This is a genomic window from Pseudomonas sp. Root562 (genome assembly GCF_001427125.1).
GTDB lineage: Bacteria > Pseudomonadota > Gammaproteobacteria > Pseudomonadales > Pseudomonadaceae > Aquipseudomonas.
The window spans coordinates 265,914-283,965 of record NZ_LMGK01000012.1 but is presented as its reverse complement, the minus strand read 5'-3'; the positions used below and the strand labels follow the sequence as shown (position 1 = coordinate 283,965).

16 protein-coding genes are annotated in these 18,052 nt (G+C 59.9%); 9 read left to right on the top strand and 7 right to left on the bottom strand.

What is annotated here, in order from left to right; genetic code table 11:
* The first annotated feature begins 13 nt into the window (after positions 1 to 13).
* Positions 14 to 1,246 carry a sterol desaturase family protein gene (locus tag ASD60_RS11390; protein ID WP_056854100.1) on the top strand — a complete coding sequence of 411 codons (1,233 nt, stop codon included), beginning with the start codon at positions 14 to 16 and terminating at the stop codon, positions 1,244 to 1,246.
* Here ASD60_RS11390 and ASD60_RS11385 read toward each other — a convergent pair.
* Complete coding sequence (locus ASD60_RS11385) at positions 1,230 to 1,859, bottom strand: DedA family protein (protein WP_056854099.1); 630 nt, start codon at positions 1,857 to 1,859, stop codon at positions 1,230 to 1,232. The two genes, ASD60_RS11390 and ASD60_RS11385, sit on opposite strands and share 17 nt — an antisense overlap.
* Positions 1,860 to 2,064: 205 nt before the next feature.
* Between ASD60_RS11385 and hemB the strand changes: the two genes are divergently transcribed.
* The gene (gene hemB, locus ASD60_RS11380) at positions 2,065 to 3,078 is read left to right on the top strand and encodes a porphobilinogen synthase (protein ID WP_056854098.1); all 1,014 of its coding nucleotides are present in this window, start codon (positions 2,065 to 2,067) and stop codon (positions 3,076 to 3,078) included.
* A gap of 18 nt (positions 3,079 to 3,096) precedes the next feature.
* The gene (gene ppk1 / locus ASD60_RS11375) at positions 3,097 to 5,319 is read left to right on the top strand and encodes a polyphosphate kinase 1 (protein ID WP_056854097.1); all 2,223 of its coding nucleotides are present in this window, start codon (positions 3,097 to 3,099) and stop codon (positions 5,317 to 5,319) included.
* 120 nt (positions 5,320 to 5,439) lie between these two features.
* Here ppk1 and ppx read toward each other — a convergent pair whose 3' ends face one another.
* The 5 genes from ppx to ASD60_RS11350 all read right to left on the bottom strand — a co-directional run bounded on the left by ppx (position 5,440) and on the right by ASD60_RS11350 (position 10,035).
* Positions 5,440 to 6,942, bottom strand: coding sequence for an exopolyphosphatase (gene ppx / locus ASD60_RS11370; RefSeq protein WP_056854096.1), 1,503 nt, complete (start codon positions 6,940 to 6,942; stop codon positions 5,440 to 5,442).
* A gap of 245 nt (positions 6,943 to 7,187) precedes the next feature.
* Positions 7,188 to 7,925 carry an amino acid ABC transporter ATP-binding protein gene (locus ASD60_RS11365; protein ID WP_056854095.1) on the bottom strand — a complete coding sequence of 246 codons (738 nt, stop codon included), beginning with the start codon at positions 7,923 to 7,925 and terminating at the stop codon, positions 7,188 to 7,190.
* Positions 7,912 to 8,562, bottom strand: coding sequence for an amino acid ABC transporter permease (locus ASD60_RS11360; RefSeq protein ID WP_056854094.1), 651 nt, complete (start codon positions 8,560 to 8,562; stop codon positions 7,912 to 7,914). The genes ASD60_RS11365 and ASD60_RS11360 overlap by 14 nt, the downstream gene beginning before the upstream one ends.
* Positions 8,559 to 9,227 carry an amino acid ABC transporter permease gene (locus ASD60_RS11355; protein ID WP_056854093.1) on the bottom strand — a complete coding sequence of 223 codons (669 nt, stop codon included), beginning with the start codon at positions 9,225 to 9,227 and terminating at the stop codon, positions 8,559 to 8,561. The genes ASD60_RS11360 and ASD60_RS11355 overlap by 4 nt, the downstream gene beginning before the upstream one ends.
* Before the next feature lie 22 nt (positions 9,228 to 9,249).
* Positions 9,250 to 10,035 (bottom strand): transporter substrate-binding domain-containing protein, encoded by a 786-nt coding sequence (locus tag ASD60_RS11350; protein ID WP_056854092.1) that lies wholly within the window; start codon positions 10,033 to 10,035, stop codon positions 9,250 to 9,252.
* Between the two features lie 256 nt (positions 10,036 to 10,291).
* Between ASD60_RS11350 and ASD60_RS11345 the strand changes: the two genes are divergently transcribed.
* The 6 genes from ASD60_RS11345 to ASD60_RS11320 all read left to right on the top strand — a co-directional run bounded on the left by ASD60_RS11345 (position 10,292) and on the right by ASD60_RS11320 (position 16,544).
* The gene (locus ASD60_RS11345) at positions 10,292 to 10,999 is read left to right on the top strand and encodes a FadR/GntR family transcriptional regulator (protein WP_056854091.1); all 708 of its coding nucleotides are present in this window, start codon (positions 10,292 to 10,294) and stop codon (positions 10,997 to 10,999) included.
* Between the two features lie 121 nt (positions 11,000 to 11,120).
* The gene (trxA, locus tag ASD60_RS11340) at positions 11,121 to 11,450 is read left to right on the top strand and encodes a thioredoxin TrxA (protein ID WP_003206727.1); all 330 of its coding nucleotides are present in this window, start codon (positions 11,121 to 11,123) and stop codon (positions 11,448 to 11,450) included.
* A 248-nt stretch (positions 11,451 to 11,698) separates the two neighbouring features.
* The gene (rho, locus tag ASD60_RS11335) at positions 11,699 to 12,958 is read left to right on the top strand and encodes a transcription termination factor Rho (RefSeq protein WP_003206716.1); all 1,260 of its coding nucleotides are present in this window, start codon (positions 11,699 to 11,701) and stop codon (positions 12,956 to 12,958) included.
* A 154-nt stretch (positions 12,959 to 13,112) separates the two neighbouring features.
* The gene (gene ubiD, locus ASD60_RS11330) at positions 13,113 to 14,579 is read left to right on the top strand and encodes a 4-hydroxy-3-polyprenylbenzoate decarboxylase (protein WP_056854090.1); all 1,467 of its coding nucleotides are present in this window, start codon (positions 13,113 to 13,115) and stop codon (positions 14,577 to 14,579) included.
* Entirely contained in the window at positions 14,579 to 15,547 is a 969-nt protein-coding gene (locus tag ASD60_RS11325) for a CDP-6-deoxy-delta-3,4-glucoseen reductase (RefSeq protein WP_056854089.1), read from the top strand. Before ubiD ends, ASD60_RS11325 begins: the two co-directional genes overlap by 1 nt.
* A 328-nt stretch (positions 15,548 to 15,875) precedes the next feature.
* Positions 15,876 to 16,544, top strand: a complete 669-nt coding sequence (locus tag ASD60_RS11320) for a gamma-glutamylcyclotransferase (RefSeq protein WP_056854088.1) — start codon at positions 15,876 to 15,878, stop codon at positions 16,542 to 16,544.
* Here ASD60_RS11320 and glpT read toward each other — a convergent pair.
* Complete coding sequence (glpT, locus tag ASD60_RS11315) at positions 16,520 to 17,869, bottom strand: glycerol-3-phosphate transporter (protein ID WP_056854087.1); 1,350 nt, start codon at positions 17,867 to 17,869, stop codon at positions 16,520 to 16,522. The genes ASD60_RS11320 and glpT overlap by 25 nt on opposite strands.
* Positions 17,870 to 18,052 lie beyond the last annotated feature (183 nt).

The following is an 18,052-nucleotide window of genomic DNA, read 5'->3' as shown; positions in this document are numbered from 1 at the left end:
ACCAGGGCGCGTCATGGACTTCATTCTGTATGCAGTGCCGTTTTTCTTTGTATTGATTGCCATCGAACTGGCGGCCGACCGCTGGCGCGGGGTGAGCAACTATCGGCTGGCAGACGCCATCAACAGCATCAGCACCGGCGTGCTGTCCACCACCACGGGTCTGCTGACCAAAGGCGTGGGGCTGCTGACTTACGCATTTGCCCTCAAGCACCTGGCACTGTTCGAACTCTCGGCCGACAGTGTCTGGGTCTGGGTGTTCGCTTTCGTGTTCTATGACTTCTGCTATTACTGGCTTCACCGCATGGGCCATGAACGCAATATTCTCTGGGCTGCGCATTCGGTGCATCACCAGAGCGAGGACTACAACCTTTCCACCGCCCTGCGCCAGACCAGTACCGGGTTTCTGCTGAGTTGGATCTTCTACCTGCCCATGGCCGTCGCGGGCGTGCCGTTGCTGGTGTTTGTCAGCGTCGCGGCGCTGAACCTGCTGTACCAGTTTTGGGTGCACACCCGGCATATTCCCAAACTCGGCTGGTTCGAGTGGTTCTTCGTCACGCCATCCAATCATCGGGCTCACCATGCACAGAACGCTCTCTACATGGATCGCAACTACGGCGGGGTGTTCATTATTTGGGACCGTCTATTCGGCTCGTTCCAGGAAGAGGACGACAACGAGCCGGTGATTTTCGGCGTGACCACGCCGCTGGCGAGCTGGAATCCGTTGTGGGCGAACGTGCAGTTCTACGCGCAGTTGTGGGCCGACGCGCGGCGTGCCGAAAGCACCTGGGACAAGCTGCGGATCTGGTTCATGCGCACCGGTTGGCGGCCGGCGGACGTGGCCGCCAAATACCCGTTAAACAAGCCGGATCTGAGCCAGTTCCGTAAGTTCGAAGTGCCGCTGGACGGGCGTCAGCAGCTGTATGTGCTGTTGCAATTCTGCGTCTACATCGCGCTGGGCAGCTATTTGATGAACCTTGAGCCGAGCCTGCCAACGGCCGCATTGGTGCTTGGCTGGGGCGCCGTGGCGCTGGGACTGTTCGTGCTGGGCGTGGCCCTGGAGAATCGCCCTTGGGCGTTGAAGGTGGAACTGTTGCGGCTGGCGTCCAACGTGCCGCTGGTGTGGCTGGCGCCGTTGGTGGGGCTGTGGCCGGCCAGCGCGGTGGGCTGGATCGGCCTGCTCAGTTACAGCCTGCTGAGCGGAATCGGTCTTTACTGCTGTCGAAACCGCTTCACTCGATTGGCTTAGTTTCGCCGGTTTTCGCCTGTTCGGCTTTCAGGGCCTGCTCGTCGGCGTAGACCTGTCTGGCCAGGCGGGCGTTCTTGAAGCGCCGGCGCAACCACAAGCCCAGGCCAAGGATGAGCAGGGCGCCGAGGACCCACAGTTCGTATTTCTTGATGCTGCCGAGCATGCCTTCCAGCACCGCACCGAAGTGATAGGCGGCCGCCGCCAATGCAGTGGCCCAGATCGCCGCGCCAATTCCGTTGAGCAACAGGTAGCGTCCCGGTGGATAGCCCGACAGGCCGATCGCCACCGGCATCACTGTGCGCAGTCCATAGACGAAACGGAAGCTCAGGACCCAGATGTCCGGGTGCTTGCGGATGTGTTCCAGCGCCCGATCACCCATCATTTGCCAGCGTGGTTTGCGCGCCAGCAACTTGCGCCCATGCTTGCGCCCCATGAAATACCACAGCTGATCGCCGGCATAACTGCCGAAGAACGCCACGACCACCACCAGGTTGATGTCCATGTATCCACGGAACGCGAGGAAGCCTGCGAGCACCAGAATGGTTTCGCCTTCGAAAAACGTGCCGAGGAACAAGGCAAAGTAGCCGAAGTCATGCAGAAATTGTTGGAGCATTGTCTGGGTGCTGGCGAAATGAACGCGCAGCCTAACCCTTCGCACACATTCAGGAAAGTGTCCAAATGTGTCTCGACGTGAACATTTCCTACAAGGACAATGGAATGCGGCTACATGTCGCGGTGTGCGCACAACTGTCACACGTTCGTCATAATGGCCGCTTATAACTGTCACGCTCGCACGCCTGCGGGCTCAGGAGTCTGCCGTGAGCTTTACCCCCGCCAACCGTTTGTTCCCTGCAACCCGCCTGCGCCGCAACCGTCGCGATGATTTCTCGCGCCGACTGGTCCGTGAAAATGTGCTGAGCGTCGATGACCTGATTCTGCCGGTATTTGTGCTGGACGGTGAAAACCGTCGTGAAGCGGTGGCGTCGATGCCGGGCGTCGAACGCCTGACCATTGATCTGTTGCTCGAAGAAGCGGCCAAGTGGGTCGAGCTGGGAATTCCGGCGCTGGCACTGTTCCCGGTGACCCCGCCAGGGCTGAAGTCGCTGGACGCCGCCGAAGCCTGGAACCCTGAAGGCATCGCCCAGCGCGCTACCCGCGCCCTGCGTGCGCAATTCCCTGAGCTGGGTGTGATCACCGACGTCGCTCTGGACCCGTTCACCACTCATGGCCAGGACGGTATCCTCGACGAAGAAGGCTACGTGCAGAACGACATCACCGTCGATGCACTGGTCAGGCAAGCCTTGTCCCATGCCGAAGCCGGTGCGCAGGTGGTCGCCCCGTCGGACATGATGGACGGGCGCATCCAGGCGATCCGCGAAGCGCTCGAAGTGGCCGGTCACGTCAACGTGCGGATCATGGCCTACTCGGCGAAGTACGCCAGCGCCTACTACGGCCCGTTCCGCGATGCGGTCGGATCGGCACTGAACCTGGGCAAGGCCAACAAGGCCTCCTATCAGATGGACCCGGCCAACAGCAACGAAGCCCTGCACGAAGTGGCGGCTGACTTGTCAGAAGGCGCAGACATGGTCATGGTCAAGCCAGGCATGCCGTACCTGGACATCCTGTGCCGGGTCAAAGAAGAGTTCAAAGTGCCGACCTTTGTTTATCAAGTCAGCGGCGAGTACGCCATGCACATGGCCGCGATCCAGAACGGCTGGTTGAGCGAAGGGGTTATCCTCGAATCCCTGACCGCCTTTAAACGTGCAGGCGCTGATGGCATCCTGACGTACTTTGCCGTTCGTGCCGCTCAATTGTTACGAGAGCAAAAATAGCCCTCCCAGGAACATGTGATGAATACCGAAGGACTCACGGAAGTTGCCGTACAAGACGCTCAACCTGTGGTCGAGCAAATCGCCGAGACCCCGCCGGAGCTGGAGCCTGCTCCACCCGCGGCGGTAACCGAGCCCGCCCCGGCGGCGCCGGCGATTGCCATTCCCGGCCTGGATGACAGCAGCCTGTACATCCATCGCGAGTTGTCGCAACTGCAGTTCAACATCCGCGTACTGGAACAGGCGCTGGATGAGACCTATCCGTTGCTGGAGCGGCTGAAGTTTCTGCTGATCTTTTCCAGCAACCTGGACGAGTTCTTCGAAATTCGCGTCGCCGGCCTGAAGAAGCAAATCACTTTCGCCCGTGAGCAGGCGGGGGCCGATGGCTTGCAGCCGCATCAGGCCCTGGCGCGCATCAGCGAACTGGTGCACGGCCACGTTGACCGCCAGTACGCGATTCTCAACGACATTCTATTGCCGGAGCTGGAAAAACATCAGGTCCGCTTTATCCGTCGTCGTCACTGGACGACCAAGCTGAAAACCTGGGTGCGCCGTTATTTCCGCGACGAGATCGCGCCGATCATCACCCCGATCGGTCTCGACCCGACGCACCCGTTCCCGTTGCTGGTGAACAAGAGCCTGAACTTCATCGTCGAGCTCGAAGGCATCGACGCCTTCGGTCGCGACTCCGGCCTGGCGATCATCCCGGCCCCGCGCTTGCTGCCGCGCATCATCAAGGTGCCGGAGGAAGTCGGCGGCGCCGGCGACAATTATGTGTTCCTGTCGTCGATGATCCACGCCCACGCCGATGACCTGTTCCAGGGCATGAAGGTCAAGGGCTGCTACCAGTTCCGCCTGACCCGAAATGCCGACCTGGCGCTGGATTCCGAAGACGTCGAAGACCTTGCCCGCGCCTTGCGTGGTGAGCTGTTCTCGCGTCGCTATGGTGATGCGGTGCGTCTCGAAGTCGCCGATACCTGCCCGAAACACTTGTCCGACTACTTGCTCAAGCAATTCAACCTGAGCGAGACCGAGTTGTACCAGGTCAACGGTCCGGTGAACCTGACGCGTCTGTTCAGCATCACCGGTCTGGACAGCCAGCGCGAGCTGCAATATCTGCCGTTCACCCCGCAGATCCCGAAGCTGCTGCAAAACAGCGAGAACATTTTCAGTGTGATCAGCAAGCAGGACATCCTGCTGCTGCACCCGTTCGAGTCGTTCACCCCGGTGGTCGACTTGCTGCGCCAGGCTGCCAAGGACCCGCACGTGCTGGCGGTGCGCCAGACCCTGTACCGCTCCGGCGCCAACTCGGAAATCGTCGATGCGCTGGTGGATGCGGCGCGTAACGGCAAGGAAGTTACCGCGGTGATCGAGTTGCGCGCGCGGTTCGACGAAGAGTCCAACCTGCAACTGGCCAGCCGTCTGCAAGCGGCCGGTGCGGTGGTGATCTACGGCGTGGTCGGCTTCAAGACTCACGCCAAGATGATGTTGATCCTGCGCCGCGAGGCCGGTGAAATCGTGCGTTATGCGCACCTCGGTACCGGTAACTATCACGCCGGCAACGCTCGCCTCTACACCGACTACAGCCTGCTGACCTCCGACGACGCCTTGTGCGAAGACGTCGGCAAACTGTTCAGCCAGTTGATCGGCATGGGCAAGACCCTGCGCATGAAGAAGTTGCTGCATGCGCCGTTCACCCTGAAGAAGGGCATGCTCGACATGATTGCCCGCGAGACCCAGTTCGCCCTCGATGGCAAACCGGCGCACATCATTGCCAAGTTCAACTCACTGACCGATCCGAAGATCATCCGTGCGTTGTACAAGGCCAGCCAGTCGGGCGTGCGCATCGACCTCGTGGTGCGTGGCATGTGCTGCCTGCGGCCGGGCATTGCCGGGGTTTCGCACAACATTCACGTGCGTTCGATCATCGGGCGTTTCCTGGAACACACCCGGGTGTTTTATTTCCTCAACGGCGGCGATGAGCAGATGTTCCTGTCCAGTGCCGACTGGATGGAGCGCAACCTCGACAAGCGCGTCGAGACTTGCTTCCCGGTCGAGGGCAAGAAGCTGATCATGCGGGTGAAGAAGGAGCTGGAGCTGTACCTGACCGATAACACCCACAGCTGGAGCCTGCAGTCGGACGGTCGTTACATCCGCAACACGCCGACCGGCAACCAGAACCCGCGCAGCGCCCAGGCGACGTTGCTGGAGCGATTGGGCAGCCCTATTCTGACTGTGCGTTAAAACGTCGGGCAGTAAAAATGGCGATCCCTGCGGATCGCCATTTTTGTTTCCCGCCACATGCGATGGCGTCTCTAAAATTGCCATCGCCGGCAAGCCGTGCTCCTACAGGAGCAATGCGTATCAGCGCACGCTGAGAACGATATCCACTCGGGTCAGCCATTCCGCTTCGATAGCGAAGTCGGCCTGGGTCAGCTGGTTTTCATCCAGCCAGTTTTCCGGGAACACCACTTCAAGATGATTGCCCATGGCGTTGAGCTCGACCTGAGGCATTTGCTGAGTACCGCGGATGTGGTGGAACAGGATCGCGAAGCGCAGCAACACGCACAGGCGTATCAGCTTGATGCCGTCATCGCCGAAGTCGGCGAATTTGTCCTTGGGAATGTTGCGACGGTGGCCACGCACCAGCAGCGCGAGCATTAACTGGTCTTCGCGGGAGAACCCGGCCAGGTCCGAGTGTTCGATCAGGTAAGCGCCGTGCTTGTGGTACTGGTAGTGAGCGATGTCCAGGCCCACCTCATGGACCTTCGCCGCCCAGCCGAGCAGTTCGCGCCAGACGCCATCTTCCAGGTCCCAGTCGCTTGCCACCTGATCGAAGGCATGCAGGGCTTTGCGTTCGACCCGCGCCGCCTGTTCCAGGTCGACGTGATAACGCTCCATCAGCGAGGTCAGGGTGCGTTCGCGCACGTCTTCGTGATGATGGCGGCCGAGCAGGTCATACAGCACGCCTTCACGCAGGGCACCTTCGCAGTGGTCCATGCGTTGCAGTTCGAGGGAGTCGAAGATGGCTTCGAGGATTGCCAGGCCCGCCGGGAAGATCGCCCGACGATCGGGCTTGATGCCTTCGAAGTCGATTTTCTCGACATCGCCGAGCTTCATCAGCTTGCGCTTGAGCCAGGCCAGGCCTTCGGCGTTCACTTCGCCGGTGCCGTGACCACCGGCCTTCAGCGCCAGGCCGATGGCGCGGATGGTGCCCGAGGAGCCGATGGCCTCATCCCAGGTCAGGCGATGCAGGGCGTGTTCAATGCTCATGATCTCCAGCCGCGCCGCGGTGTACGCCTGGGCATAGCGGGCCGGGGTGATCTTGCCGTCCTTGAAATAGCGTTGGGTGTAGCTGACGCAACCCATTTGCAGGCTTTCGCGCAGCAGCGGTTCGAAACGCTGACCGATGATGAATTCGGTACTGCCGCCGCCGATGTCCGCCACCAGGCGCTTGCCCGGGGTGTCGGCGAGGGTGTGGGACACGCCGAGGTAGATCAGGCGCGCTTCTTCTCGGCCGGAGATGACTTCCACCGGGTGGCCGAGGATTTCTTCGGCGCGGTGGATGAATTCGGCGCGGTTACGAGCTTCACGCAGGGCGTTGGTACCAACGATACGCACGGCGCCGAGGGGCATACCGTTGATCAGTTGGGCAAAACGCTTGAGGCAATCGAGCCCGCGCTGCATGGATTCTTCGCTGAGTTTACGCTCGTCGTCGATGCCGGCCGCCAGCTGAACCTTCTCCCCGAGACGCTCGAGAATACGGATTTCGCCGTTCTGGGCCTTGGCCACGACCATGTGAAAGCTGTTGGAGCCCAGGTCGATTGCGGCGATCAGGGACAGATTCTTGGCTTGGGATTGCGGCATGGTCTGGGGGTCTCGGTCGATAACCTCGACATCGTGCCACGATCAAAGGCTGGCGCCAACGCGTTCGGTTCAAAGCCTTGATCCAGCGCATGGACTACATGGGTCTCTGTGGCGAGGGAGCTTGCTCCCGCTGGGCTGCGTAGCGGCCCTAAAACCATCCAACGCGGTGAGTCAGGAAAAACCGGTCCTCAGATTTTGCGACGGCTGCGCCGTCGAACGGGAGCAAGCTCCCTCGCCACAGGGATTTAGCTTGATGCTGCCACTGTCCCAATGAAGTTCGCCAGTTCCGCCGTTTGCGGCGTGGCGAACAGGACTTTCGGGTCCCCCACCTCATGCACCTTGCCGTGATGCATGAACACCAACTTATCCCCCACCTCCCGGGCAAAACGCATCTCATGGGTGACCATGATCAGCGTCATGCCTTCCTTGGCCAGTTGCCGAACAACGCTCAGCACTTCGTTGACCAGCTCCGGGTCGAGCGCCGAAGTGATTTCGTCACACAGCAAAACCTTCGGCGACATCGCCAGCGCCCGGGCAATTGCCACCCGCTGTTGTTGTCCGCCGGACAGCCGATCGGGAAAGGCATCGAACTTCTCACCCAGCCCAACCTTTTCCAGCATCTGCCGCGCCAGTTCGGCCGCTTTGGCTTTTGATACTTTTTGCACCACCTGCGGTGCAAGCATGACGTTTTCACCGACGGTCAGGTGCGGGAACAGGTTGAACTGCTGGAACACCATGCCGACTTTCTGCCGCAGGCTGCGCAGATCGGCACGGGCAGCATCGAGGTATTCACCGTCGACTTCGATCACGCCATCGTTGATGGACTCAAGGCCATTGAGGGTACGCAGCAAGGTCGACTTACCCGAGCCGCTGCGTCCAATGATCGCCACCACCTGGCCTTCCTCCACGCTCAGGTCGATGCCTTTGAGCACATGGTGATCGCCGTAATATTTATGCAGGGCGGAAATTCTAAGCAGAGGCATGCAGTCTCCTTTCCAGGTAGCGCGCACTGAGGGACAAGGGATAACAGAGCAGGAAATAGCCTAGGGCGACGAGACCGTAGACCATGAACGGTTCAAAAGTGGCGTTGGCGAGCATGCCGCCGGTCTTGGTCAATTCGGTGAAGCCAATGATCGAGGTGACAGCGGTGCCTTTGACCACTTGCACCGAAAAGCCCACGGTTGGCGCCACGGCGATGCGCAGCGCCTGCGGCAGGATCACGTAGCGCAATTGCTCCAACGGATTCAGCGCCAGGCTCGACGAGGCTTCCCACTGGCCATTGGGAATCGAGTCGACGCAACCGCGCCAGATCTCTGCCAGGTAAGCGCTGGTGAACAGCGTCAGCGCAATCGCCGCCGCCATCCACGGCGAAATCTCAACCCCGGCCAGCGCCACACCGAAAAACACCAGAAACAGTTGCATCAAAAGCGGCGTGCCCTGGAACAGTTCGATGTAAGTGCGGGCGAAACTGCGCGGCAGGGCTTTTTTCGAAATGCGCATGACCATGATCAGCAGGCCGATCACGCCACCGCCGATGAACGCCACCAGCGACAACGCCAGCGTCCATTGCAGGCCCGTGAGCAGGTTGCGCAGGATGTCCCAGAAAGTGAAATCGCTCATCGGCTGCTCCTGGAGATGTAGCGTGTTCCGATCCAGTTCAAGAGCTGGCGAATCAACAGGGCCATGCACAAATACAGCAGCGTGGTCAGGGCGTAGGTTTCGAAGGCGCGGAAGTTGCGCGACTGGATGAAGTTGGCGGCGAAGCTCAGCTCTTCGGTGGCAATCTGCGAGCAGACGGCCGAGCCGAGCATCACGATGATGATCTGGCTGCTCAAGGCCGGCCAGACCTTGCCCAGGGCCGGCAACAGCACCACGTGACGGAACGCCTCAAAACGCGTCATCGCCAATGCCGCCGCGGCTTCCAGTTGACCTCGCGGGATCGCCTGAATGCCCGCGCGGACAATTTCGGTGGAATAGGCACCGAGGTTGATCACCATCGCCAATACCGCCGCCTGCCATTCGGAAATCTGCACGCCCAACGACGGCAAGCCGAAAAAGATGAAAAACAGCTGCACCAGGAACGGCGTGTTGCGGATCAACTCGACGTAGACCGCGAAGATCCCGGCGAACGGGCGAATGTTCCAGGCCCGCACCAGGGCGCCGACAATGCCCAGCCCCACGCCGAGCACCGCACCGATGGCCGTCAGCTCCAGAGTGAACAATGCACCGCGCAGCAACAGATCGGTGTTGTGAACCACCGGCAAGAAATCGAACTGATAAGCCATAGCGTGTCTCCTGCGCGCCGTGTCAGAGGTCGGCCGGCAGCGGCTCTTTGAGCCAGGTCAATGCGTTTTTCTCCAATGCGCCGTCGCTCTTGGCGGTCACGAGGATCTGATTGACCTTGTCCAGCAGCGCCGGCTCGTTCTTGTTCACGCCGACGTAGACCGGCGAATCCTTGAGCTTCACTTTCAGCGCCGGCACGCGTTTCGGGTTCTTTTCGCTGATGGCGACCATGACCACGTTGCCGCTGGCGATCAGGTCGACCTGCCCGGCCAGGTACGCGGCGATGGTCGAGTTGTTGTCTTCGAAGCGCTTGATGGTCACGCCTTCGGGCGCGACCTTGCTCAGCTCGATGTCTTCGATGGCGCCACGGGTGACGCTGACGGTCTTGCCCTTGAGGTCGTCCAGGCCTTTGATGTCGGCTTCTGGCGGGCCGAACACGGCGAGGTAGAACGGTGCATAGGCGCGGGAGAAGTCGATGACTTTTTCCCGCTCGGGGTTTTTGCCAAGGCTGGAAATCACCAGGTCGACCTTGCCGGTGGTCAGGAACGGGATGCGGTTGGTGCTGTTGACCGGAGTCAGTTCGAGTTTGACCTTGAGCTGGTCGGCCAGCAGTTTTGCAGTATCGATATCCAGGCCGCGAGGTTTCATGTCCGGGCCGACCGAGCCGAAGGGCGGGAAGTCCTGGGGCACGGCAACCTTGAGGACGCCGCGCTTGACCACATCCTCCAGACCGTCGGCGTGGGCGGGTGCCTGGCTCAGCATCAGGCTAGCGAACAAGACTTTGATGAGTGCGCTGTAACGCTGGGTCATGGCAGATCTCCGAATCGACGAGAAGGAATGTCTGCGGATCGACAGAGCATGGGCCATGCCAACCTCGGGCCATGGGGGCGCCAGCGCGCGGTTTTACTGGTGTCGGAAGGTCTTACTGGTCTGAACAGTCGAGTCGCGTTTCGCACCTCGATAGCGCACCCGTTAAAATTCCCGAACCCCCATGGGGCACGACTTGCCGGACGCCGCGAATAGCTTTACAACTGGCCGCACATTGGCCTGGTTCGTCTGGAAAATCATGAACTCGATCTCCCGTGCCGTACCCGAAGTGGCGCTGCAAGCCATCCGCAAACTGATCACCGAACAGGGCTTCGGGCCCGGGGATGCCTTGCCCTCGCAACGGGATCTGGCGGTGCAATTGGGGGTCAGTCGGGCATCGTTGCGCGAGGCGTTGTCGTCCCTGAGCGCACTGGGGGTCATCAGTATCCAGCCGGGCAAAGGCGTGTTTGTGCAATCACCAGTGGAGCTGCCGCGAGGCGATGCGGCGCCGGGCTGGCCATTCGCGGCGCAGGCTTCGCCGCTGGACATTTTTCAGTTGCGCTATGCGCTGGAGGGATTTGCCGCAGGGCTGGCGGCCGTGACCTTGAGTACCGATGAGCTCGATGCGCTGCAAGACAATGTCGCCGCCATGCGCAACGAATTGAAGTCTGGCGACTTTGAAGCGGCGGCGCGCCTGGACTTCGAATTTCACCGTCGAATTCTGCTGGCCAGCGGCAATCAGGCGATGCTGAGCATCCTCACCGCCAGCGCCGACATCTTCCTGGAGAGCCAGAAGCTACCGTTCATCCGGGCCGAACGGGCCATGGAAACCTGGCAGGAACACCGCAAAATCCTTCGCGCACTGGCACGCCGAGCCTCAGGGGCCGCACAGAAAGCCATGCACGAACATGTGCGCAATGCCGCCTTGCGCACCGGAATCGCCTTCGTCGCTCCCGCCACGGCGTGACCTGGGCTATACCCAAACTCATGGACCACCATAGCGAGACTCAATCATCTGCACCTTCCTGAACACGGGAAGGGCAGCTATGATGGGCCACGTTTTTTTGCTTACAACCCTGGAGAATTCCATGAGCAGCGATCTTATCAAACACGTTAGCGACGCTAGCTTCGAGGCAGACGTACTCAAGGCTGAAGGCGCTGTACTGGTCGATTACTGGGCTGAGTGGTGCGGCCCTTGCAAAATGATCGCTCCTGTTCTGGACGAAATTGCCGAGACTTACAAAGGCAAGCTGACCGTTGCCAAACTGAACATCGACGAAAACCAGGAAACCCCGGCCAAGCACGGCGTGCGTGGTATCCCGACCCTGATGCTGTTCAAGAACGGCAACGTTGAAGCGACCAAGGTCGGCGCACTGTCGAAGTCGCAACTGGCAGCCTTCCTCGACGCCAACATCTAAGCGTCGTCGCAGCGTGTCAAATAAAGGCCCCGCAATTCGCGGGGCCTTTTTCGTTATGAGGGCTAGACGCTCCGAAACTCAGGTGTTACATTCGGCCCCGCGCTGGTTTCTCCAGTGCCCCCTGCTAGCCGTCGCCGACGCTCTCCTTTTCGAATAAGTACGCGATCCTGTCGCCTTCTCCGCGGCGCGGCCTCATTAAGCCAAAAGCTTAATTTTCCCCCCTCCATAAATGATTACGTCATTCCTATATGAATCTGACTGAACTCAAGCAAAAGCCGATTACCGAACTGCTCGAATTGGCCGAACAGATGGGCATAGAAAATATGGCCCGTTCGCGCAAGCAGGACGTGATTTTCTCCCTGCTGAAAAAGCACGCGAAAAGCGGCGAGGAAATCTCCGGTGATGGCGTGCTGGAGATTCTCCAGGACGGCTTCGGCTTCCTCCGCTCTGCAGACGCCTCCTATCTCGCCGGCCCGGACGATATCTACGTCTCGCCGAGCCAGATCCGTCGCTTTAACTTGCGCACCGGTGACACCATCGTTGGCAAGATCCGCCCTCCGAAGGAAGGCGAGCGTTATTTCGCGCTGCTCAAGGTCGACACGATCAACTTCGACCGTCCGGAAAACGCGAAAAACAAGATTCTCTTCGAGAACCTGACCCCGCTGTTCCCGACCGTGCGCATGAAGATGGAAGCCGGCAACGGCTCCACCGAAGACTTGACCGGTCGTGTTATCGACCTGTGCGCCCCGATCGGCAAAGGCCAGCGCGGTCTGATCGTTGCACCGCCGAAAGCCGGTAAGACGATCATGCTGCAGAACATCGCGGCGAACATTGCGCGCAACAACCCTGAAGTTCACCTGATCGTGCTGCTGATCGACGAACGTCCGGAAGAAGTAACCGAAATGCAGCGCACCGTGCGCGGCGAAGTGGTTGCCTCGACGTTCGACGAGCCGCCAACCCGTCACGTACAGGTGGCCGAAATGGTGATCGAGAAGGCCAAGCGCCTGGTCGAGCACAAGAAAGACGTGGTGATCCTGCTCGACTCCATCACCCGTCTGGCCCGTGCCTACAACACCGTGATCCCGAGCTCCGGCAAAGTGCTCACCGGTGGTGTCGATGCCCACGCCCTGGAGAAGCCAAAGCGTTTCTTCGGTGCTGCGCGGAACATCGAAGAAGGCGGCTCGCTGACCATCATCGCCACCGCGCTGGTTGAAACCGGCTCGAAGATGGACGAAGTGATCTACGAGGAATTCAAAGGTACCGGCAACATGGAACTGCCTCTGGATCGCCGCATCGCTGAAAAACGCGTGTTCCCGGCCATCAACATCAACCGTTCCGGCACCCGCCGCGAAGAGTTGCTGACCGCCGACGACGAGTTGCAGCGCATGTGGATCCTGCGCAAGCTGCTGCACCCGATGGACGAAGTTGCTGCCATCGAGTTCCTGGTCGACAAGCTGAAAACGACCAAGACCAACGATGAGTTCTTCCTGTCGATGAAACGCAAGTAAGTCGAGCAGGTTGTGCCATACAGGGCACCAGAGCCGGGGAAACCCGGCTTTTTGCTATCTGATTTTTGATGAACCGGCAGTTCGTGGTTCTGAATAGAGGGGTTCGGCGCTAAACTGCCTGCCCCGAACGCCACGGCCAACACGAGGCTTACGCATGCAGTATCGCGACTTGCGCGACTTTATCAGCGGGCTGGAACAGCGCGGCGAGCTCAAGCGCATCCAGATTCCGGTGTCCCCAGTGCTCGAAATGACCGAGGTCTGTGACCGCACCTTGCGCGCCAAAGGCCCGGCCCTGCTGTTCGAAAAGCCTGTCGGTTATGACATTCCGGTGCTCGGCAACCTGTTCGGCACCCCCGAGCGCGTTGCGTTGGGCATGGGCGCCGAAGCGGTCAGCGAACTGCGCGAAATCGGCAAGTTGCTGGCGTTCCTCAAGGAACCCGAGCCGCCGAAAGGGCTGAAAGACGCCTGGTCCAAACTGCCGATCTTCCGCAAGATCATCTCGATGGCGCCCAAGGTCGTCAAAGATGCGATCTGCCAGGAAGTGGTCGTCGAAGGCGATGACGTCGATCTCTCGACACTGCCGGTGCAGACCTGCTGGCCGGGCGACGTGGCGCCGCTGATCACCTGGGGCCTGACCGTTACCAAAGGTCCGAACAAGGATCGGCAGAACCTCGGGATCTACCGTCAGCAAGTGATCGGCCGCAACAAAGTCATCATGCGTTGGCTCAGCCACCGTGGCGGCGCGCTGGATTACCGCGAATGGTGCGAGAAGCATCCGGGGCAACCGTTCCCGGTGGCCGTGGCGCTGGGCGCTGACCCGGCGACCATTCTCGGCGCCGTGACCCCGGTGCCCGACAGTCTCTCCGAATACGCTTTCGCCGGCCTGCTGCGCGGCAACCGCACCGAACTGGTGAAATGCCGGGGCAACGACCTGCAAGTGCCGGCCACCGCCGAGATCATCCTTGAAGGCGTGATCCATCCGGGCGAGATGGCCGATGAAGGCCCGTACGGCGACCACACCGGCTACTACAACGAAGTCGACAGCTTCCCGGTGTTCACCGTCGAGCGCATCACCCATCGGATCAAGCCGATCTACCACAGCACCTACACCGGACGTCCACCGGATGAGCCGGCAATCCTCGGCGTGGCGCTGAACGAAGTGTTCGTGCCGATCCTGCAGAAGCAGTTCCCGGAGATCACCGATTTCTACCTGCCGCCAGAAGGCTGCTCGTACCGCATGGCCGTCGTGACCATGAAGAAGTCGTATCCGGGGCATGCCAAGCGGGTAATGCTCGGTGTCTGGTCGTTTTTGCGACAGTTCATGTACACCAAGTTCGTTATCGTCACTGACGACGATATCAACGCACGGGACTGGAACGACGTGATCTGGGCCATCACTACGCGCATGGACCCCAAGCGCGACACGGTGATGATCGAGAACACGCCAATCGACTACCTTGACTTCGCCTCGCCGGTGTCCGGCCTGGGGTCGAAAATGGGGCTCGATGCCACGCATAAATGGCCGGGCGAAACCACACGTGAGTGGGGCCGGGTGATCGTCAAGGACGATGCCGTGACCCAACGGATCGATGCCATCTGGAATCAGTTAGGAATAGATTGATGCGTGTAACTTTGCAGCCCTCCGGAGCGGTGCTCGAGATCCTGCCCGGCGAGCGGATTCTCGATGGCGCACGTCGTCTGGGCTATGAGTGCCCGCAAAGCTGTCGCAACGGCAACTGCCATGTGTGCGCTGCGCTGCTGGTGGAAGGGCGCGTCGAACAGGCGGGCGATGTGCGCGATCATGGCGAGTTCTACACTTGCATTGCAGAGCCGCTCGAAGACTGCATCGTGCTGTGGGATGGCGTGCTCGCGCTGGGAGAATTGCCGGTGCGCACCCTGTCGTGTCAGGTCACCAGTTGCACCGAGGTCGGTGGTGATACCTGGCGAGTGCGGCTGCGGGCGCCGGCGGGTAAACCTCCGCGTTATCACGCCGGCCAGTACTTGATGATCCATCGGGACAATGGCGAGAAATCATCTTTCTCCCTGGCTTCGGCACCCTCCGGTGGGCGTGATCTGGAAATCCACGTACTGGCGCGCGAAGCCAGTGCAATAAACCTGATCAAGCAGCTGCAAGGCAACACGATGGTGCGGATCGACATGCCGTTCGGCGATACGCACCTGGCCGAGCTGCCGGACGGTCCTCTGGTGTTGATTGCCGCGGGTACCGGCATGGGCCAGGTCCATGGCCTGATCGAACACTGTCGCGCCGAAGGCTTCAAGCACCCCGTGCATTTGTATTGGGGCGTGCGCCGTCCTGAAGACTTCTATGAAATCGAACATTGGGACGAGTGGCTGAAGCTACCCAACCTGTTCCTGCACAAAGTCGTCAGCGATCAAGGCGGCTGGCAGGGACGCTGCGGCATGTTGCATGAGGCCGTGTGCGAAGACTTCCCCGATCTCAAGACTTTGCACGTGTACGCCAGTGGTTCGCCGGCCATGGTCTACGGCACACTGGATGCGCTGGTCGAGGCGGGCATGGACGCCCATCAGATGCGCGCAGACGTATTTGCCTACGCTCCACGCTCTTGACTCCAATCTCTGAAGATAACCAAACATCCCTGTAGGGGGAGCCTGCTCGCGATGTTCTTAAGAGCGCCGTGGGCAGCCTGACTTCCCGCGTAATCACTAACGACCATCGCGAGCAGGCTCGCTCCTACACAGGTGGTTATAACTCTGTATATAGCGGATCGGTATTTATAAAATAGTATAAATGCCGGTACGTTATATCTGATCCAGCCAGTTAATTAATAACTGTGCCATGGCATTTAATTTGCCTTAAAACTTATGTGCCTTATTGTTACAACGGTGCGTTCTATAAAGTAATACTTCACTCGCGGGGAGCTGAACGCTATTCGCCATGAGCGCCATAGAATCTTCATTTCTGAATCTGGCTTATCCGCCGCAGCTCGATCTGGGGCCGCAGCTCACTCACGAACAATTACTCAGCTCAATGCAAACGACCATGGCGCGCCACAAGGGTGGGCCTGTATGGCTGTTCGCCTATGGGTCACTGATCTGGCGCCCTGAGTGCACGGCTGTCGAGCGCGTTCGCGGGCGGGTCCATGGTTACCACCGAGGGTTGTACCTGTGGTCCCACGAACATCGTGGCACACCGGAGATGCCGGGACTGGTATTCGGCCTGGATCGCGGCGGCTCTTGCAGCGGCTTTGCTTATCGTCTGCCTGAAGAGCAACTTGAAGCGTCACTGTATGCGCTTTGGCAACGTGAGATGCCGTTCCCGTCTTATCGTCCACACTGGCTCAACTGCCGACTCGAAGACGGCAACCAGGTTCAGGCATTGGGATTCGTTCTGGAGCGGCACCTGCCCAGTTATGCCGGCAACTTGCCGGATCATGTGCTGAGCCATGTGTTTGAAAACGCTTGCGGGCGTTACGGCACCACTCGCGATTATGTCGAGCAGACCGCTCACGCCCTGCGTAGCCACGCCATGCCAGACCGGAATCTGGAGGCGCGGCTCAAGCGCTGTAAATCAAAGGCCGATCAGGCGAGTGCTTCGCGGCTCTGACTGGCGACTTGCTTGTGCCACAGCGTTGGCGCAAGGAAAGCCATCGCCAGCAGGCAGGCGCCGATCAGCAGGACGAAACCGCCGTCCCAACCGAAGTGGTCCACGGTGTAGCCCATCGCTGCACTGGCCGCGACCGAACCCCCCAGGTAACCGAACAAACCGGTGAAACCCGCTGCCGTACCGGCGGCTTTCTTCGGCGCCAGCTCCAGCGCCTGCAAGCCGATCAGCATGACCGGGCCGTAGATCAGGAAGCCGATGGACACCAGGGCGATCATGTCGACCGTCGGGTTGCCGGCCGGATTCAACCAGTACACCAGGGTCGCCACGGTCACCAGCGCCATGAACACCATGCCGGTCAGGCCACGGTTGCCACGGAAAATCTTGTCCGACATCCAGCCGCACAGCAACGTGCCCGGGATACCCGCCCACTCGTAGAAGAAGTACGCCCAGGACGTCTTGTCTACGGTGAAACCCTTGGCTTCCTTGAGGTAGGTCGGCGCCCAGTCCAATACGCCGTAGCGCAGCAGATAGACGAAGACGTTGGCCAGGGCGATGTACCAGAGCATTTTGTTGCGCAGTACGTATTTGACGAAGATTTCCTTGGCGCTGAATTCTTCTTCGTGGCTGGCGTCGTAGCCTTCCGGATAGTCGTTCTTGTACTTCTCGATGGGCGGCAGGCCCACCGATTGCGGGGTATCGCGCATGGTGATGAAGGCAAAAACCGCCACCGCCATGGCGACGGCTGCCGGTACGTAGAACGCCGCATGCCAGTCATTGAACAGGCCCATGCCGACCAGGAACAGCGGACCGATCAGGCCGCCGCCGACGTTGTGCGCGACGTTCCACAGCGACACCACGCCACCGCGTTCCTTCTGTGACCACCAGTGCACCATGGTCCGGCCACTGGGCGGCCAACCCATGCCCTGAGCCCAGCCATTGATGAACAGCAGGACGAACATGATGGTCACGCTGGACGTTGCCCAATGCGCGAAACCGAAAATGAACATCACGGCAGCCGAAACCATCAGGCCGAACGGCAGGAAGAAGCGCGGGTTGGAGCGGTCGGAAACGATGCCCATCAGGAACTTGGACAAGCCATAGGCGATGGCAATCGCCGACAGCGCCACGCCCAGTTCACCGCGGGTATAGCCCTCTTCGATCAGATAGGGCATCGCCAGGGAAAAGTTTTTGCGCAGCAGGTAGTAACCGGCGTAACCGATAAAGATACCGGCGAAGATTTGCCAGCGCAGGCGGCGGTAGGTGCTGTCTATTTTTTCTTCAGGCAAGGGCGCCTGATGTGCGGCAGGACGAAAGAAAGCAAACATTCAGGAGCTCCAGTTTTCTTGTTTTGACTGCGGATGCGAATGTTACAGTTTCGTTACCGAAAATAGCACTGGTTCTCATCAGCCAAACAGCGGAAATGTTGGAAAACGAGCATTCCTTTATGAACATGTCGCTCAGATGTAAGTGACGGGCGTTGTAGGAGTTGTTACCGCTTTCCTTTAGTG

Bases quoted from the DNA above. Each gene is read 5' to 3' on its own strand.
- ASD60_RS11390 (WP_056854100.1), top strand. From the start codon at position 14: ATGGACTTCATTCTGTATGCAGTGCCGTTTTTCTTTGTATTGATTGCC.
- ASD60_RS11385 (WP_056854099.1), bottom strand. From the start codon at position 1,859: ATGCTCCAACAATTTCTGCATGACTTCGGCTACTTTGCCTTGTTCCTC.
- ppk1 (WP_056854097.1), top strand. From the start codon at position 3,097: ATGAATACCGAAGGACTCACGGAAGTTGCCGTACAAGACGCTCAACCT.
- ppx (WP_056854096.1), bottom strand. From the start codon at position 6,942: ATGCCGCAATCCCAAGCCAAGAATCTGTCCCTGATCGCCGCAATCGAC.
- ASD60_RS11365 (WP_056854095.1), bottom strand. From the start codon at position 7,925: ATGCCTCTGCTTAGAATTTCCGCCCTGCATAAATATTACGGCGATCAC.
- ASD60_RS11360 (WP_056854094.1), bottom strand. From the start codon at position 8,562: ATGAGCGATTTCACTTTCTGGGACATCCTGCGCAACCTGCTCACGGGC.
- ASD60_RS11355 (WP_056854093.1), bottom strand. From the start codon at position 9,227: ATGGCTTATCAGTTCGATTTCTTGCCGGTGGTTCACAACACCGATCTG.
- ASD60_RS11350 (WP_056854092.1), bottom strand. From the start codon at position 10,035: ATGACCCAGCGTTACAGCGCACTCATCAAAGTCTTGTTCGCTAGCCTG.
- ASD60_RS11345 (WP_056854091.1), top strand. From the start codon at position 10,292: ATGAACTCGATCTCCCGTGCCGTACCCGAAGTGGCGCTGCAAGCCATC.
- trxA (WP_003206727.1), top strand. From the start codon at position 11,121: ATGAGCAGCGATCTTATCAAACACGTTAGCGACGCTAGCTTCGAGGCA.
- rho (WP_003206716.1), top strand. From the start codon at position 11,699: ATGAATCTGACTGAACTCAAGCAAAAGCCGATTACCGAACTGCTCGAA.
- ubiD (WP_056854090.1), top strand. From the start codon at position 13,113: ATGCAGTATCGCGACTTGCGCGACTTTATCAGCGGGCTGGAACAGCGC.
- ASD60_RS11325 (WP_056854089.1), top strand. From the start codon at position 14,579: ATGCGTGTAACTTTGCAGCCCTCCGGAGCGGTGCTCGAGATCCTGCCC.
- ASD60_RS11320 (WP_056854088.1), top strand. From the start codon at position 15,876: ATGAGCGCCATAGAATCTTCATTTCTGAATCTGGCTTATCCGCCGCAG.
- glpT (WP_056854087.1), bottom strand. From the start codon at position 17,869: ATGTTTGCTTTCTTTCGTCCTGCCGCACATCAGGCGCCCTTGCCTGAA.